We start from the raw sequence: 15,527 nt of genomic DNA on the forward strand, positions 1-15,527 counted from the left end.
CCGCCGTTCTGACATGCCCTCTCGGGGAGCCCCGCTCAACGCCCGTCCAGGACCTGCCGCCACTCGCGTACCGACTCCGCCGACACGGGCCCGTCCCAGCCCCCGGGTCTGGCGGCCCCGCCGATGTGAAAGGCATCGATCCCCGCGGCCCGTAGCTGTGGCACGTGCTCCAGCCGCAGCCCCCCGCCCACCATGATCCGCGGCTCGTAGCCGGGCTCCCCGCACCGCGCCGCCTCGGCGAGCAGTGTGGGGAGGCCGTCGTCGACCCCGGCGGGCGAACCGGCCGTGAGGTAGGTGTCGTGCCCCGGCAGGCCGTCCAGCTGCTTGCGCAGTGCGTCCCGGTCCGCGGCCCGGTCGATCGCGCGGTGGAAGGTCCAGCGGCAGCCGTCGAGTTCCCCCACGAGCCGCTCCACGGCATCCAGGTCGACCTGCCCGTCCGTGTCGAGGAACCCGAGCACGAACTGGTCGGCCCCGGCCGCCCGCAGCTCCCGGGCCACCCGGACCAGCCTCTCCACGTCCCCCGCGGCGAACCCGTCCGCCGGCCGCAGCATCACGCGCAGGTCGATGTCGACGGCGGCACGGATCCCGGCGAAGGTCTCGACCGGCGGGGTCAGCCCGTCGGCCGCCATGTCGGCGACCAGCTCCAGCCGGTCCGCGCCTCCGGCCTGGGCGGCGACCGCGTCCTCGGCGTCGAGGGCGATCACCTCCAGGACTGCACGCATGCTCATAGGGCCCCTTCCGTCGGTGTTCCCCTGGAGCGACTACAGGTCTAGTCCAATCTCAGGGTACGACGCCAGGCCGGACGACCGCGAGATCGCCCCCAATCAGCCCCTCCGGCGTTTGAGGAGCGGGGGTCCGGGGGCTGGCCCCCGGGACGGGACGGGTAGGGGCGGCGGGGGCGACTCAACGTGTTCGGAACGACCTCCTGCGGATGGCGACCCAGGGCCCGCACCCTGCGCACGCCGAGGGGGGGCGGCCGGGGCGAGATCGCCCCCCGGACCCTGCCGCAGCCGCGAGCCGTCAGCCGAACATGTTCAGCTCCCCCGCCTCCGCTCCCACCAGCTCGTACGACGTGCCATCCGGCACCGACCGGCCCGCGTAGAGCCGTACCAGGGTTGCGGAGTCGCCGATGAAGCGCGCCGGGTTCCGCTCCCCGCTCGCCTCCCCCAGCAGCAGCGGCTCGTCCACGTCGTCGAGGTCGGCGTGCAGCGGCAGGCGGCCCCGCTCGCGGGTGATCCGGGCGAGGAGGCTGAGGGCGTCCGGGAGACCGGGGCCCCCGTAAGCCCCCGGCTCACCCCAGACGTCCCGTACGTCGCCCGCGTGCACCCACTCCCCCAGCGCGACCCGGTCCAGCACACCGCCCGCCTTGGCGATCACCGGTCCCGCCTCGGCCATCCCGCGCTCCAGCTCGTCCACGACCTGCTGGTGGGACCAGTCGGCGCGCTCGGCGATGTCCCGGTCGTTGGATGCGGGCGAGAAGACGCCCTCCTCGAAGCGGCCCTCCACCACCCGCAGCAGCGCGGCCGAACAGTGCGCGAGAACGTCCCGCACCGTCCACCGCGGACACGCGGTGGTGGGAAGGGCGAAGTCCGCGTCCGGGCGGGCGCGCAGGAGCGGGATCAGGGCGTCGCGCTCGACGGCCAGGAGGCGTCCGGGCAGTTCGGGGTCGCGTACGTCGTCAGTTGTCGTCATGGGGGCCACGCTAGGGGCGCCGGGTGATCGACGGGAGAGGCCGGAGACTCCGGAGAGGCGGGAGAATGAGCCCATGGCCGATCACGCCCGCCCCGATGCCGACGCCCTGCGCACCCGCTGGACCCGCGCCCTGGAAGGTGCCCGCTCCCCCGCCACCGGCCCCGACCCGGCCCCGTACGCGGACAACCTCCTCGCCCGCTGGCAGGAACCGCAGCGCCACTACCACACGCTCGCGCACCTCACGGCGGTCCTCGACCACGTCGACGTACTGGAGGAGTACGCGGCCGACCCGGACGTCGTACGCCTCGCCGCCTGGTTCCACGACGCGGTCTACTTCCCCGACCGCTCCGAGAACGAGGAACGCTCGGCCCGCCTCGCCGAGCGCGCCCTCCCCGAGGCGGGCCTCTCCGAGGCGAAGACCGCCGAGGTGGCCCGCCTGGTCCGTCTCACCGTCGGCCACGACCCGGCCGAAGACGACCGCGACGGCCAGGTCCTGTGCGACGCCGACCTCGCGATCCTGGCCTCACCCCCGTCCGCGTACGCCGCGTACACGGCCGCCGTACGCGAGGAGTACCACTTCGTCCCCAGCGTCGCCTTCCGCACGGGCCGCGCCGCGATCCTGCGCCAACTCCTCGATCTGCCACGGCTGTTCAGGACGCCGCACGGCCAGACGGAGTGGGAGGCGACGGCCCGGTACAACCTCACCTCCGAGCTGGAAATGCTGTCGCTTCCGACCGGCCCGGCCGCATAGTCTGCGGCCCATGCATGCATGGGGCGGGGACCAGGTGGAGGAGGCCGTGGCGGGCTGCGTGGCAGCGCTGCGGCAGGCGGTGGACCGGGACTGGACGGAGGTGGCGGCGGCCGGGCTGGAGTGGAACTGCCACGAGACGGCGGTCCACATAGCGGATGACCTCATCGCGTACGCCGCCAACCTGGCCGGACAAGCCCAGGACGCCTACGTCCCCTTCGAGCTCAGGCTCGACGAGGGCACCGACAACGCCGGCCTGCTGCACGTGATCGAGACGACCGGCGCCCTGCTCGCCGCCGCCGTCCGCACCGCGCCGCGCGAGGCCCGCTGCTTCCACCCGTACCCCTTCCGCAGTGCGAACCGCGAGGGCTTCGCCGCGATGGGCATCGCCGAGGTCCTCGCCCACACGTACGACATCGCGGGCGCTCTGGGCCTGGAGTACGAACCCCCGGCCGCACTGGCCGAGTCCGTCCTCACCCGCATCTTCCCGCATGTCCAGCCGAGCCCCGACCACTGGCGCACCTTCCTCTGGGCCACCGGCCGCGGCGAACTCCCCGGCCGCGCCCGCCTCACCGAGTGGCGCTGGAGCAACAACCTGGTCCTGCCCACCGACCGCCTCACCCTGCAGGGCATCACCCCCGCGGCCGCACGCGACCTGGTGGCGGGCGGCGACGGCGGCTTCGACTGGCTCGACGGCGCCCCCTTCGAGGGCACCCGGGATGCCTCGGGCTTCATGCTGAAGGCGTACGAAGAGGGCGTGCACCGCCCGGAGTTCGGCGTCTTCGCCCTCGTCCGCCGCGAGGACGGCCGCGCGATCGGCGGCATCGGCTTCCACGGCGTCCCCGACGAGGAGGGCCGCACGGAGATCGGCTACGACCTCACCGAACCGGCCCGCGGCCACGGCTACGCCACCGAGGCCCTGCGCGCCCTGTCGGACTGGGCCCTGGCAAGGGACGACGTCCACACCCTCTTCGCCACGATCGAACGGGACAACGTCCCGTCCCAGTCGGTGGTCACCCGCGCCGGCTTCAGGAAGGTGAGCGAGGACGAGGAGGGGCTGGCCTACGAGCTGGGGCGCTGAAACCGCCCCTTCGGCCGCCGCAACCCCGCCCGGGTCAGCAACTGCACCACCTCCCGGCTGCTGACCTCCACCGCTCCCGCCGCGACCACCTCCGCATACCGGTGCGACGGGATGTCGTAGTGGTCCCGCTCGAAGGCGCGCGAGGGCACGCCCAGTTTCTCGGCGAACGCGTGCAGTTCGTCGTACGACACGTCGCTCACCAGGTGGGACCACATGCGGCCGTGGCCGGGCCAGGTCGGTGGGTCGATGTACACGGTCACGAGGAGGACGACCCGCCCGTGGCCGTGGCCAGCGTGCCGACCGCGGCGACCTTCACGCCCGCCTTGTGGCAGACCCAGTGCGGATCGGGGCCGAGCTCCGGCTCGACGTCGAGGGCGTGCGGGTCACCGCCGCCGCAGACCGGGCACAGCGGCCAGCGGCCGTATGCCTCCAGCAGGGCGTCCTGGACGTCCTGCGCGACCAGCCCGGCGACGTACTCGACGCCTTCCGGCCACTGCTCCACCCACCATCGCCGCTGGACGACGGACTCCTCGACCATGGACACCACGTCCGCCGCGGCGACCTCGCCCGCGGCCAGATCGGCGAGTACAAGGGCGCGTGCCGCGTGCAGCGCCTGCTCCTGGGGGCTGATGGGGTGCATGCCCCCATTGTGCGCACTCTTGACCGGGACACGAACCGAAAATATCTTTCATGGGTGACCCAGAACGTGAAGGAAATTTTCGCAGGCTCGGCGGGCCGGGCGAGCGCACCGCCCGCCCCCGCCGCCCTCGCCGCGAAGGTGCGCACGCTCGCGCCCTCCATGACCCGCTCCATGCAGCGCGTCGCCGAGGCCGTCGCGGGCGATCCGGCCGGCTGCGCGGCGCTCACGGTCACCGGCCTCGCCGAGCTCACCGGCACCAGCGAGGCGACGGTCGTACGGACGGCCCGGCTGCTCGGGTATCCGGGGTACCGGGATCTGCGGCTCGCCCTCGCCGGGCTTGCGGCGCAGCAGCAGTCCGGGCGGGCGCCCGCCATCACCACCGACATCGCGGTCGACGATCCGATCGCCGATGTCGTGGCGAAACTCGCGTACGACGAGCAGCAGACGCTGGCCGATACGGCGGCCGGGCTGGACACGGTCCAGCTGGGGGCGGCGGTCGCCGCGGCGGCGGTCGCGCGGCGCATCGATGTGTACGGTGTCGGGGCGTCCGGCCTCGTCGCCCAGGACCTCACGCAGAAGCTGCTGCGAATAGGGCTGATAGCCCAGGCGCACAGCGATCCGCACCTGGCCGTGACGAACGCGGTGCAGTTGCGGTCGGGGGACGTCGCCATCGCGATCACGCACTCCGGGTCCACCGGGGACGTCATCGAGCCGTTGCGGGTCGCCTTCGAGCGCGGGGCCACGACGGTGGCGATCACGGGGCGGCCGGACGGGGCGGTCGCCCAGTACGCGGACCATGTGCTGACGACGTCGACCGCGCGGGAGAGCGAGTTGAGGCCCGCGGCCATGTCCTCCCGGACCAGTCAACTCCTGGTCGTGGACTGCCTGTTCGTGGGAGTCGCGCAGAAGACGTACGAGACGGCTGCGCCCGCGCTGGCCGCTTCGTACGAGGCACTGGCGCACCGGCACCGCAGGTAGTCGCAAGCAGTCGTCGCAGGAAGTCGCAGGAAGTCGCAGACAAGAGACCGGACCGCACATCCGAAAGAGCCGCCCCCATGACCTCCACCTCCAACCCCCGTGATCTCCGCGCCGAGTTGGAATCGCTGACCACCGAGGCCTTCCGGCCCGAGCTCGCCGACATCGACCGGCTGCCCACGCTCGACATCGCCCGGCTCATGAACGGCGAGGACGCCACCGTCCCGGCAGCCGTGGCCCGGCAGCTTCCGTCCATCGCCGCCGCCATCGACGCCGTCGCCGAGCGGATGGCGCGGGGCGGGCGGCTGATCTACGCCGGTGCGGGAACCGCCGGCCGGCTCGGCGTGCTGGACGCCTCCGAGTGCCCGCCGACCTTCAACACCGACCCCGAGCAGGTCGTGGGCCTGATCGCGGGCGGACCCGACGCCATGGTCACCTCCGTCGAGGGCGCCGAGGACTCCGCGGAGCTGGCCCGCAGCGACCTCGACGCCCTGCGCCTCCTCGCCGCCGACACGGTGGTCGGCATCTCCGCCTCCGGCCGCACCCCGTACGCGATCGCCGCCGTGCGGCACGCCCGCGCACTGGGGGCACTGACCATCGGCCTCGCCTGCAACGCGGACAGCGCGCTCGCGGCGGCCGCCGAGCACGGCATCGAGGTCGTCGTCGGTCCCGAGCTGCTCACCGGCTCCACCCGCCTCAAGGCGGGCACGGCGCAGAAGCTCGTCCTCAACATGCTCTCGACGATCACGATGATCCGGCTCGGCAAGACCTACGGGAACCTGATGGTCGACGTACGCGCCTCGAACGAGAAGCTGCGCGCCCGCTCGCGGCGGATCGTCGCCCTCGCCACAGGCGCCTCGGACGACGAGATCGAGCGCGCCCTCGCGGCCACCGACGGCGAGGTGAAGAACGCGATCCTCACCATCCTGGCCGGTGTGGACGGCCCCACGGCGGCGCGCCTCCTGGATGACTCGGACGGGCATCTGCGGGGTGCACTGGCGGCTGCGGCCCACTGAGAAATCACCGGCGCTCTCATGCCCGCCAGACGAGCGCCCAAGAACCCCCTCGGCCCGAAGCTCGTGTTCCGGGCCGAGGCATGGACCGCGTTCGTCGAGGACGTGCGGGCCCACTAAGCAACCGTTGCCGCCTGGTGGGCGTTCAGGGCGGAGCGGATCTCCTCCTCGTCCGCCTGGCTGAGCGAGGTGTGCAGGACCTCGCCGCCGAACCGGGCTATACGCGGCAGCGCCTTGTCCGCGGTGGCGTCGTAGATCACCGCGATCACCGCGGCGTGCCCGGGTGCCAGGCGCTCGCCGAGGCTCTTGATGAACTGGGTCCGCTCGTCGTCCTCGGCGGTCGCGCCGACCGCTCCGCCCGCGGCCGCGCCGATGGCGGCACCGAGCAGCGGCTGCAGGAGCAGCAGCCCGATCAGACCTCCCCACAGCGCACCGCCCAGGGCGCCGGAGGCGGCGGGGTGGGGCTTGCCGGGGATCTTCACCTCACCGTCGTGGTCACGGACGAGCAGTACCGCGTCGGCCACATGCACGGTGTGTTCGGTGTGCAGGGCGCGCAGTTCCACGAGCGCCTGCTCGGCGACGCTCTCGTTGGGGTACGCGACGGCGATCATGTCGGTCATCGGGGTTCCTCCTGACGGTACGGGACGCGCACCGAAGACCTCGCGAGTGTTCCTGGCCTTCGATCCACAGCGCCTTGCGATGGCTCCATCATGGAGTTGGTCGACTGCTCAAGTCAAGTGACAAAGTCGAGTTACTGAATGTCAGTGGTGTCTGCGAGGGTGTGGGCACGGAGATCGACGAGCTGGAGGGGACACGGCATGACGCGCACGGACGGCGGCGGCTGGGAGGGCATGGACTACCGGGGCTGGCAGGACCCTGAGGATGTGCGGCGGCGCCTCGACGCGGGCGCCGATCCCGAGCGGTGGGGCGTCGGCGGCTCGCGGCCCCTGCACCGGGCGGCGCTGCTCGGCTCACCCGAGGTCGCCGCGGAACTGGCCCGGCGCGTGGCGGACGTGGACGCGCTGGAGGGCGGGACGACGGCGCTGTGGGACGCGGTGGTGGAGAGGCGTTCGGAGAACGCCCGGGCGCTGGTCGCCGCAGGCGCGGACCCGGGGTGGGTCGGACCCGGCGGCTGGACACCGGCACGGCTGAGCCTCGCCGGGCCGGATCCCGAGCTGTTCGCGGACCTGCCCGAGGCCCGCCCCGGCCTCACGGAGGCCGAGCGGGCGGTGACGGAGGAGGGCCGACGGCTCATCGCGGCCCTCGGCGACTTCTACGACGACGGCCTCGGGCTGGCGTGCGTGGGCGGGATCGATGCGGCGGAGGCGATACGCCGCCTGGAGGCAACCCCGGCCGACCCCGAACTGACGGCCGAGCTCGAGGAGGACCCGTACGCCTACGACCTGGACGAAACCCTGAGGATCGTCGGCGTGACGACCGTGCCGGGCGGCTGCGTCATCACCCAGCCGTGGGGCTACGGCCCTTCGATGCCCGGCATACACACCCGCCTCTCCGCGGGCACCGTCTCCTACGGCCTGTACGCCAACCCGAAGAGCGGCAACCAGGGCAGCATCCACCGCGACGGCGTCTGCGAGGGCTGGGATCTGCACCCGGGTGGCGGTCCGGACGTGGGGGACAGCCCCGGGGAGGTCCTGTTCTCGTACGTGTACTGCAACCAGGCGGTGGCCCACTCGCTCGCGTACGCCGGCCTGCGCCCGACCGACGCCCGAGCGATCCTCGGTCCGCCGGACCACTGGGTCGAACTGCCGGACCGCGACTACTGGGCGGTCTGACTAGGTCCCCGAAGCCAGGCCGACATCCCCGTCTACCTCCTCATCGACCGCGACAACAACACCGTCGTCGTCTACAGCGAGCCCAAGGACGGCCGCTACCAGCAAGTCGTCAGCCGGCCCTGGGGACGCTGGTGGAGCTCCCCGCACCCGTCGGCTTCACCCTCGACACCGAAGAGCTCAAGGACTACGCACACTGATACCTATGAACCACGCCCAACTGACGGCCCTCGGCCGCGCCCTCCGCCTCCTAGGCGAGCACGGCGAATCCCTCACCGCCGACACCCCGGACGCCAAGCTTCACGAGGTCAAGGCGGACCTCCGCCGCGCCCTCGACCTGCTGGACGAGAGCGTCACCTCCGCCGCGCCCGCCACCCGCTGCCGCGAGCACCCGAACGGCCCGGTCGACGAGAACGCCCACGACCTCTGCCTGCTGTGCGAGACCCGCCGCCGGGCGGCCCGCCGCGCCGAGTTCAACGGCGGCCCCGTCCCCTCGCACGCCACCGAGACCGTCCCCTCCCGCTACGGCGTCAGCGCCGACCGCCCGCAGCCGCAGCAGCGCTGGCTGGCGGAGGCGTGGAACGGCCAGACCTGGCACCTGTGCGGGACGCCGAGGCGGGACCGGCGCGAGGCCGAGCTGTATCTGGCCGCTCAGCGCCGCGGGCCCCGCCCCGCGATGGCGTACCGGCTGGTGCACGAGTTCACCGACTACGAGGTGCTGCGCGTCTGGGGCACACCGGTGAAGGTCGACATCGAGCCGTTGGGAAACCTCTAGCCCCGCCTACTTGTGCAGCGGGAGCGACGCGAACTCGTACCCCTCCCACAGCCGCCGCGAGGTCTCCTCCAGGTACGGCCCGACCTGCGCCTTCGGCCCGGCATCCAGCACCTGGACCAGGCGCTCCCCCGCCTCGAACGCCGGCCAGCCCGGATCCCCCGTCCGCGCGAACGCCGTCCAGGACTCCCGGAACCGGGACGACAACGCCTCCCCCTCCGCGGTGGCCCCCGTACCCGCGAACAGCAGCTGACCCAGGTCCGCCTCGAACGTGCCGAACAGCAGCGGAATGTCCAGTCCGTGGCATGCGCCGAGGCCGCCCCCGCCGCCGGGGGCCGCCCAGGTCAGCTCGTACAGATGGGCGCGCCCGCCACCCTCGACCTGCGCTTCGGCCAGGCGCAGTGAGGGCATGTTGAACAACCAGTCCGTCTGCACGCGCTCGAACAGCTCACCCGGCGTGGCCTCCGGGAAGGCCGCGCGATACGCCCGCTCCCCGTCCGGCCCCGGACCGAACATCCGCAGCGCCCAGCCCGCCTGCTCCTCCCCGATCTTGCCCAGCATCCCGCCGATGGCGAGGAACAGCCGGAACTCGTCCCGGTTGTGCCCGACGAGCAGGTCGACGTCCTTCCCCGCCCCCGCCCTCAGCGCCTCCCAGGGGGTGCACGGCAGCACCTCGCCGTCGACCACCGGCGAGAAGGGCGTGGAGGTGGGGGCCACCTGCCCCCAGCGGTCCGCGTACGACATCATCTTCGCGCTCAACGCCTCGCCCACCGAGGTGAGTCGACGGGGCTCGACGGTCGCGAGATCGGCCGCCGCCGGACGCAGACCCGCCTCCTCCGCGATGGCGGACGCGATGTCCCGGGCCAGCTCGCCGGAGAAGTAGGTCCCCGGGACACTCTGCGCGACGGCCCGCCGGAACAGCCCCCGCGCGCTCGGCATGGCCAGCAACGAGGCCACCGACCCGGCCCCCGCGGACTCACCGAAGACGGTCACCTGCCCGGGATCGCCGCCGAACCCCTCGATGTTGTCCCGCACCCACTCCAGCGCGGCCACCTGGTCGAGCAGCCCCCGATTGGCGGGCGCCCCCTCGATGAGGGCAAACCCCTCGATCCCCACCCGGTAGTTGAGCGTCACGACGACCAGGTCACCGTCACGGGCGATGCGCTGGGCGTCGTAACCGGGACTGCCGGAGTGCCCGAGCTTGTAGGCCCCGCCGTAGATCCACACCATCACCGGTCTCCGGGCGCCCGAATCCGCCTCCGGGGTCCAGACATTGACGGTCAGCCACTCGTCGCCCTCGGGAACGTTCAGCACGGCCCTACGCCCCTGAAAGCCGGACTCCTGCGGAGGCGGCGGCCCGAACTCGTACGCCTCCCGGGTCCCCTCCCAGGCCCGCACCGGCCGCGGCGCCCCGAACCGGTCCTTCCCGACGGGCGGTTCGGCGAACGGAATGCCGCGGAACACCGTCAGCCCGCCCTCAAGGCGTCCGCGCACCGAACCGGCGACGGTACGCACGACGGTCGTCGACGTCATCATTTACTCCTTGTCGGGAACTGTGGGGGGTAGTGGAGGGCTAGCCGTGCCGTTCGACGAGGGTCCGCGTCTGCTGCTCGTCCATCTCGTACACCGTCTCGTGGGCCCGCGGATCACGCGCGTGGAAGGTATGGAACATCGGCCCGGACGAGCCCGCCCCCTCGCCCAGCTCCACCAGCGAGGCCGACGCCCCGCGCACCGCACGCTCCGTGCCGGGAGGTGTCGTCAGGTCGATGCGGTTGACCACGCCCGGGGTGACCCACACCGGAATCGCTTCGAGCAGCCCGAACAACTGGAGGTGGAAGTGCCCGGTGAGAACGACCCGGACATCGGTGCCACGGATCACCTCCGCCAGCGCCGAAGGATTACGGAGACCGAAGACGCGCTGCGTCTCGACGTCGAGCGCGATCGGCGGGTGATGGAGGGCGAGGACCGTCCCCTTCTCCGCAGGGGTCGCCAACACGCCACGAAGCCAAGCGAGTTGCTCATCACCGAGCCACCCGTGCACCTTGCCCGGCACGAGCGAGTCCAGCGTGACGAAACGCCACCCGCCCACCACACTCACCGCGGCCCGCTCCCCCGCCGCGGACTCGAGAACCGTCTCGGCCCGCTCGCCCCCGTCCGCAGCCAGATGCCCGCTGCCCAGCACCTTGCCGAAGGCCTCGCGCTCGTCGTGGTTGCCGGTCGTACAGAACACGGGCGCGTTCAGCGGCAGCGCGAACTCGGTCAGCAGCTCTCGTACGGTCGTGTATGCCTCCACCGCCCCGTCGTTGGCGAGGTCACCGGTGACGACGATCGCGTCCACGTCCCGCTGGTGGCGCAGTTCGGCGAGCATGAGGCGCAGGGAATCGGTGGCATTGACGCCGTGCCGGTTGGGGGCGTCGGTGCGCTCGATATGGGTGTCGGACAGGTGCAGGATCCTCATGTCCCGGAACGCTAGCCGTAGTTGACCTCGGCAACCAGAACGTCAGGCCGCTGTTTTCAGCCGGTCGTGGGGGTCCCCCCGCTCGAGCGAAGCCGAGAGTGGGGGAGTTTGAGGACGAGGCCGCAGGCCGATGGGGGTCTGGGGGCGCGGCCCCCAGGGAGGCGCACCCCCACCGACCCGTACCGCACAGCTCAGCTCAGCGTCTTCAACGCACTCGCCGAGTACGGCTCAAGCTCATCGCTCCGGCCGGCCAACACCTTCGTCGCCCACTCGGGATCCTGCAGCAACGCCCGTCCGACAGCGACGAAGTCGTACTCCTCGCGCTCCAGCCGGTCCAGCAGGTCGTCGATCCCCCGGACCGGCGACCCCTCCCCGGCAAACCCCCGGATGAAGTCCCCGTCGAGTCCCACCGATCCGACGGTGATGGTCGGCCGCCCCGTCAGCTTCTTCGTCCACCCCGCCAGGTTGAGGTCGGAGCCGTCGAACTCCGGCAGCCAGTACCGCCGTGTGGAGGCATGGAACGCGTCCACACCCGCCGCGGTCAGCGGCGCGAGGATCGCCTCCAGCTCCTCCGGCGTCTCGGCGAGACGCGCGTCGTACGCCTCCTGCTTCCACTGCGAGTAGCGGAACAGGATCGGGAACTCGGGCGAGACGGCCTCCCGTACGGCCGCCACGATCTCCGCCGCGAACTTCGTACGGGCCACGGGGTCGCCGCCGTACGCGTCCGTACGACGGTTGGTGCCGGCCCACAGGAACTGGTCGAGGAGGTAGCCGTGCGCGCCGTGCAGTTCTATGCCGTCGAAGCCGATGCGCTCGGCGGCGACCGCGGACTCGACGAACGCGCCGATGACGGCGTCGATGTCGGCCTGCGTCATGGGCGTCGCGTCCTCGACGCCGGTGACGCGCAGACCGGAGGGGCCGTGCGAGGGGGCGCCCGGGTAGGGGCCGTCGCCCTGGTTGCGGACCGTCCCGATGTGCCACAGCTGCGGAACGATCGTGCCGCCCGCCGCGTGCACCGCCTCGGCGACCTTCTGCCAGCCCGCGAGCTGCTCCTCGCCGTGGAACCGGGGGACGCGGTCGCTGTTGCCGGCCGACTCGTGGCCGACGTAGGTGCCCTCGGTGACGATCAGTCCGACGCCGGCGGCGGCCCGGCGGGCGTAGTACGACACCACGTCCTCGCCGGGGATGCCGCCCGGGGAGAACATGCGCGTCATGGGCGCCATGACGATGCGGTTGGGGACGGTCAGGCCGTTGATCGCGGTGGGCCGGGAGAGGACCTCGGCGGCGCGGGAGGGGGCGGTGGTCACGTGGGTGGGCTCCTCGTGCGATGGCTGCATTAACCGAATGGTATGTGCACACGCATTGTTGCACCCGCTTAAGCAATTCTCCTATGACCTCGGACACGCCCGAGGGCGGCACCCCCTGTTTCCAGGGAGTGCCGCCCTCGGTGGAACCCGGATCAGCCGGAGGCCGATCAGAAGTCCATGTCACCGCCCGGCATACCGCCACCGGCGGGCGCGGCGGCCTTCTCCGGCTTGTCGGCGATGACGGCCTCGGTGGTGAGGAAGAGCGCGGCGATGGACGCGGCGTTCTGCAGGGCAGAGCGCGTGACCTTCGCCGGGTCGATGATGCCTTCCTTGACCAGGTCGACGTACTCGCCGGTCGCGGCGTTCAGGCCGTGGCCCGGGGTCAGGTTGCGCACCTTCTCCACCACGACACCGCCCTCGAGGCCGGCGTTGACGGCGATCTGCTTCAGCGGGGCCTCGAGCGCGATGCGCACGGCGTTGGCGCCGGTCGCCTCGTCACCTTCGAGGTCCAGCTTCTCGAAGACGCTGGACGCCTGGATGAGCGCCACGCCACCACCGGCGACGATGCCCTCCTCGACGGCGGCCTTCGCGTTGCGGACGGCGTCCTCGATGCGGTGCTTGCGCTCCTTGAGCTCCACCTCGGTGGCGGCACCGGCCTTGATGACCGCGACACCGCCGGCGAGCTTCGCCAGGCGCTCCTGCAGCTTCTCGCGGTCGTAGTCCGAGTCGCTGTTCTCGATCTCGGCACGGATCTGGTTGACCCGGCCCTGCACCTGCTCCGTGGAGCCGGCGCCGTCGACGATGGTGGTCTCGTCCTTGGTGATGACCACCTTGCGGGCGCGGCCCAGCAGGTCGAGGGAGGTGTTCTCGAGCTTGAGACCGACCTCCTCGGAGATGACCTCGCCACCGGTGAGGATGGCGATGTCGTTCAGCATCGCCTTGCGGCGGTCGCCGAAGCCGGGGGCCTTGACCGCGACGGACTTGAAGGTGCCGCGGATCTTGTTGACGACCAGGGTCGACAGGGCCTCGCCCTCGACGTCCTCGGCGATGATCAGCAGCGGCTTGCCCGACTGCATGACCTTCTCCAGGAGCGGGAGCAGGTCCTTGACGGAACCGATCTTGGAGTTGGCGATCAGGATGTACGGGTCGTCGAGCGACGCCTCCATCCGCTCCATGTCGGTGGCGAAGTACGCCGAGATGTAGCCCTTGTCGAAGCGCATACCCTCGGTGAGCTCCAGCTCCAGACCGAAGGTCTGGGACTCCTCGACGGTGATGACGCCTTCCTTGCCGACCTTGTCCATGGCCTCGGCGATGAGCTCGCCGATCTGGGTGTCGGCGGCGGAGATGGAGGCCGTGGAAGCGATCTGCTCCTTGGTCTCGACATCCTTGGCCTGCTCGAGCAGGGCACCGGAGACGGCCTCGACGGCCTTCTCGATACCGCGCTTGAGGGCCATCGGGTTGGCGCCGGCGGCTACGTTGCGCAGGCCTTCCTTGACCAGGGCCTGGGCGAGCACGGTCGCGGTGGTCGTACCGTCACCGGCGACGTCGTCCGTCTTCTTGGCGACTTCCTTGACCAGCTCGGCGCCGATCTTCTCGTACGGGTCCTCGAGTTCGATCTCCTTGGCGATGGAGACACCATCGTTGGTGATCGTGGGGGCGCCCCACTTCTTCTCGAGGACGACGTTGCGGCCCTTGGGGCCGAGCGTCACCTTCACGGCGTCCGCGAGCTGGTTCATGCCGCGCTCGAGGCCGCGCCGCGCCTCCTCGTCGAACGCGATGATCTTGGCCATGTGAAGTGGTCCCTCCAGGACTGGGGGTGATTCCTTCGGACCGCGCCCGCGCCCGCGACGGACGGCACGCACGCCTCGTGGTTCCTTGCCCCACCTGGCCTGCGGGCCTCACCGACCCGGTCCATCTTTGTCACTCTCACCTTCAGAGTGCTAACGCCAATGATTAGCACTCGGCATGGTCGAGTGCAAGCGCCCCTCAGGGAACAGCCGGGGCGACGGGCCGCCCGGGCCCGCCGCCGGACATGCCGAAGGGCCCGCACCCTCAGGTGCGGGCCCTTCGATCAAGAACAGAAGAACGTCGCTGCAGTTAACCCGGCGCGTGCTTCAGCTGGTCGCCAGACGGACCATGTCCGCCTGCGGCCCCTTCTGGCCCTGCGAGATCTCGAAATCGACCCGCTGACCCTCTTCCAGGGTGCGGTAGCCGTCCATCTGAATCGCACTGTAGTGGACGAAAACATCCGCACCACCGTCGACCGCGATGAAGCCGTACCCCTTCTCCGCGTTGAACCACTTGACGGTGCCCTGAGCCATGCCTAACTCCCCTATTACTGGCCCTTGCACAGATCCACACTTCGCGGATCCGGGTCAGACCTCACCCCCCACGGTTGGGGGCGTGCGCCGGAACGCGTCGACCGCGGCTGAATGTATCTGTCCAACTGCCGTCTGCAACAGGTCAATCGGACGAGAATTCCGGGCACGACCGGTCCGGAATTTACGGAGAATTCGCCCGAATTCAGGGCAAGTCGGGCCCCATAAATGGAGCATAAGGCGCAAAAAACCTGCACACTTTGGCTACTTCTCGCTGCCCGAGAAGTAGGAACTCATATGCACGCGGCAAGCGGAGTCGAGCAGGTTCCCCAACTGTACCGTGCTCAACCATGCAGAATTGCCCCCTCCGCTTCTCTCACGGAGGGGGCAATTCGATGAACTCTCGGTAATCAGCGTTACCGACGGTAATAATCGGTCGTCCGACCTGTTTCGGTCAGCCTCCGGCCACGGCCGGGATGATCGAGACGCCCGCCCCGTCCGGAGTCGCCGTCTCCAGCCCCTGCTCGAACCGCACGTCGTCGTCGTTCACATAGACATTGACGAAGCGGCGAAGCTTGCCCTGGTCATCGAGAACACGCGCGGCGATACCGGTGTGGTTCTTCTCCAGATCGGCGATGACCTCGCCGAGGGTCCCACCTTCAGCAGTGACCTCGGCCTGGCCGCCGGTGTAGGTGCGCAGGATGGTGGGGATACGGACGTTGACGCTCACGAT

General features: G+C 71.0%; 18 protein-coding genes. 7 read left to right on the forward strand and 11 right to left on the reverse strand.

The features are described from left to right. Nucleotides 1-35 precede the first annotated feature (35 nt). Nucleotides 36-728, reverse strand: a complete 693-nt coding sequence (locus tag ACFY1U_RS29790; protein ID WP_390697206.1) for a copper homeostasis protein CutC — start codon at nucleotides 726-728, stop codon at nucleotides 36-38. 292 nt (nucleotides 729-1,020) lie between these two features. Continuing rightward, entirely contained in the window at nucleotides 1,021-1,692 is a 672-nt protein-coding gene (locus tag ACFY1U_RS29795; RefSeq protein ID WP_390697207.1) for a maleylpyruvate isomerase family mycothiol-dependent enzyme, read from the reverse strand. Between the two features lie 73 nt (nucleotides 1,693-1,765). On the opposite strand from ACFY1U_RS29795, the gene ACFY1U_RS29800 reads away from it, so the two are divergent. Both ACFY1U_RS29800 and ACFY1U_RS29805 read left to right on the forward strand, forming a co-directional pair. Then, entirely contained in the window at nucleotides 1,766-2,443 is a 678-nt protein-coding gene (locus ACFY1U_RS29800; RefSeq protein WP_390697209.1) for a hypothetical protein, read from the forward strand. Nucleotides 2,444-2,453: 10 nt separating this feature from the next. After that, a complete protein-coding gene (locus tag ACFY1U_RS29805) occupies nucleotides 2,454-3,521 on the forward strand; it encodes a GNAT family N-acetyltransferase (protein WP_390697211.1) in 1,068 nt (355 codons plus the stop codon). Here ACFY1U_RS29805 and ACFY1U_RS29810 read toward each other — a convergent pair. Together ACFY1U_RS29810 and ACFY1U_RS29815 are read right to left on the reverse strand one after the other, a co-directional pair. Next, complete coding sequence (locus ACFY1U_RS29810) at nucleotides 3,503-3,781, reverse strand: DUF4031 domain-containing protein (protein WP_390697212.1); 279 nt, start codon at nucleotides 3,779-3,781, stop codon at nucleotides 3,503-3,505. The two genes, ACFY1U_RS29805 and ACFY1U_RS29810, sit on opposite strands and share 19 nt — an antisense overlap. Continuing rightward, nucleotides 3,778-4,161 carry a hypothetical protein gene (locus tag ACFY1U_RS29815; RefSeq protein ID WP_390697213.1) on the reverse strand — a complete coding sequence of 128 codons (384 nt, stop codon included), beginning with the start codon at nucleotides 4,159-4,161 and terminating at the stop codon, nucleotides 3,778-3,780. The genes ACFY1U_RS29810 and ACFY1U_RS29815 overlap by 4 nt, the downstream gene beginning before the upstream one ends. Nucleotides 4,162-4,215: 54 nt before the next feature. Between ACFY1U_RS29815 and ACFY1U_RS29820 the strand changes: the two genes are divergently transcribed. The 3 genes from ACFY1U_RS29820 (at nucleotide 4,216) to ACFY1U_RS29830 (ending at nucleotide 6,269) form a co-directional block, all read left to right on the forward strand. Next, a complete protein-coding gene (locus ACFY1U_RS29820) occupies nucleotides 4,216-5,139 on the forward strand; it encodes a MurR/RpiR family transcriptional regulator (RefSeq protein ID WP_390697214.1) in 924 nt (307 codons plus the stop codon). A gap of 77 nt (nucleotides 5,140-5,216) precedes the next feature. After that, nucleotides 5,217-6,152 (forward strand): N-acetylmuramic acid 6-phosphate etherase, encoded by a 936-nt coding sequence (gene murQ, locus ACFY1U_RS29825; RefSeq protein ID WP_390697215.1) that lies wholly within the window; start codon nucleotides 5,217-5,219, stop codon nucleotides 6,150-6,152. 18 nt (nucleotides 6,153-6,170) lie between these two features. Continuing rightward, nucleotides 6,171-6,269 carry a DUF397 domain-containing protein gene (locus tag ACFY1U_RS29830; RefSeq protein WP_390697216.1) on the forward strand — a complete coding sequence of 33 codons (99 nt, stop codon included), beginning with the start codon at nucleotides 6,171-6,173 and terminating at the stop codon, nucleotides 6,267-6,269. On the opposite strand, the gene ACFY1U_RS29835 is transcribed toward ACFY1U_RS29830, so the two are convergent. Next, on the reverse strand, nucleotides 6,266-6,769 hold the full coding sequence (locus ACFY1U_RS29835) for a DUF1269 domain-containing protein (protein WP_390697217.1): 504 nt from the start codon (nucleotides 6,767-6,769) through the stop codon (nucleotides 6,266-6,268). The genes ACFY1U_RS29830 and ACFY1U_RS29835 overlap by 4 nt on opposite strands. A 198-nt stretch (nucleotides 6,770-6,967) precedes the next feature. Between ACFY1U_RS29835 and ACFY1U_RS29840 the strand changes: the two genes are divergently transcribed. Further along, nucleotides 6,968-7,942, forward strand: coding sequence for an ankyrin repeat domain-containing protein (locus ACFY1U_RS29840; protein WP_390697218.1), 975 nt, complete (start codon nucleotides 6,968-6,970; stop codon nucleotides 7,940-7,942). A 202-nt stretch (nucleotides 7,943-8,144) separates the two neighbouring features. Beyond that, on the forward strand, nucleotides 8,145-8,714 hold the full coding sequence (locus tag ACFY1U_RS29845) for a hypothetical protein (protein ID WP_390697219.1): 570 nt from the start codon (nucleotides 8,145-8,147) through the stop codon (nucleotides 8,712-8,714). Nucleotides 8,715-8,720: 6 nt separating this feature from the next. Here ACFY1U_RS29845 and ACFY1U_RS29850 read toward each other — a convergent pair whose 3' ends face one another. The 6 genes from ACFY1U_RS29850 to ACFY1U_RS29875 form a co-directional block, all read right to left on the reverse strand. After that, complete coding sequence (locus tag ACFY1U_RS29850) at nucleotides 8,721-10,244, reverse strand: carboxylesterase/lipase family protein (protein WP_390697220.1); 1,524 nt, start codon at nucleotides 10,242-10,244, stop codon at nucleotides 8,721-8,723. A 40-nt stretch (nucleotides 10,245-10,284) separates the two neighbouring features. After that, entirely contained in the window at nucleotides 10,285-11,169 is an 885-nt protein-coding gene (locus ACFY1U_RS29855) for a metallophosphoesterase (protein WP_390697221.1), read from the reverse strand. 191 nt (nucleotides 11,170-11,360) lie between these two features. Then, nucleotides 11,361-12,506 carry an NADH:flavin oxidoreductase gene (locus tag ACFY1U_RS29860; RefSeq protein ID WP_390697222.1) on the reverse strand — a complete coding sequence of 382 codons (1,146 nt, stop codon included), beginning with the start codon at nucleotides 12,504-12,506 and terminating at the stop codon, nucleotides 11,361-11,363. Between the two features lie 137 nt (nucleotides 12,507-12,643). Then, complete coding sequence (gene groL, locus ACFY1U_RS29865; protein WP_115907423.1) at nucleotides 12,644-14,266, reverse strand: chaperonin GroEL; 1,623 nt, start codon at nucleotides 14,264-14,266, stop codon at nucleotides 12,644-12,646. A gap of 324 nt (nucleotides 14,267-14,590) precedes the next feature. Then, complete coding sequence (locus ACFY1U_RS29870; RefSeq protein WP_019057200.1) at nucleotides 14,591-14,797, reverse strand: cold-shock protein; 207 nt, start codon at nucleotides 14,795-14,797, stop codon at nucleotides 14,591-14,593. A 451-nt stretch (nucleotides 14,798-15,248) separates the two neighbouring features. Next, complete coding sequence (locus ACFY1U_RS29875; RefSeq protein WP_030941262.1) at nucleotides 15,249-15,524, reverse strand: MoaD/ThiS family protein; 276 nt, start codon at nucleotides 15,522-15,524, stop codon at nucleotides 15,249-15,251. Nucleotides 15,525-15,527: the final 3 nt, after the last annotated feature.

This window comes from Streptomyces sp. NPDC001351 (assembly GCF_042896045.1).
In the GTDB taxonomy this organism is placed as follows: Bacteria; Actinomycetota; Actinomycetes; order Streptomycetales; family Streptomycetaceae; genus Streptomyces.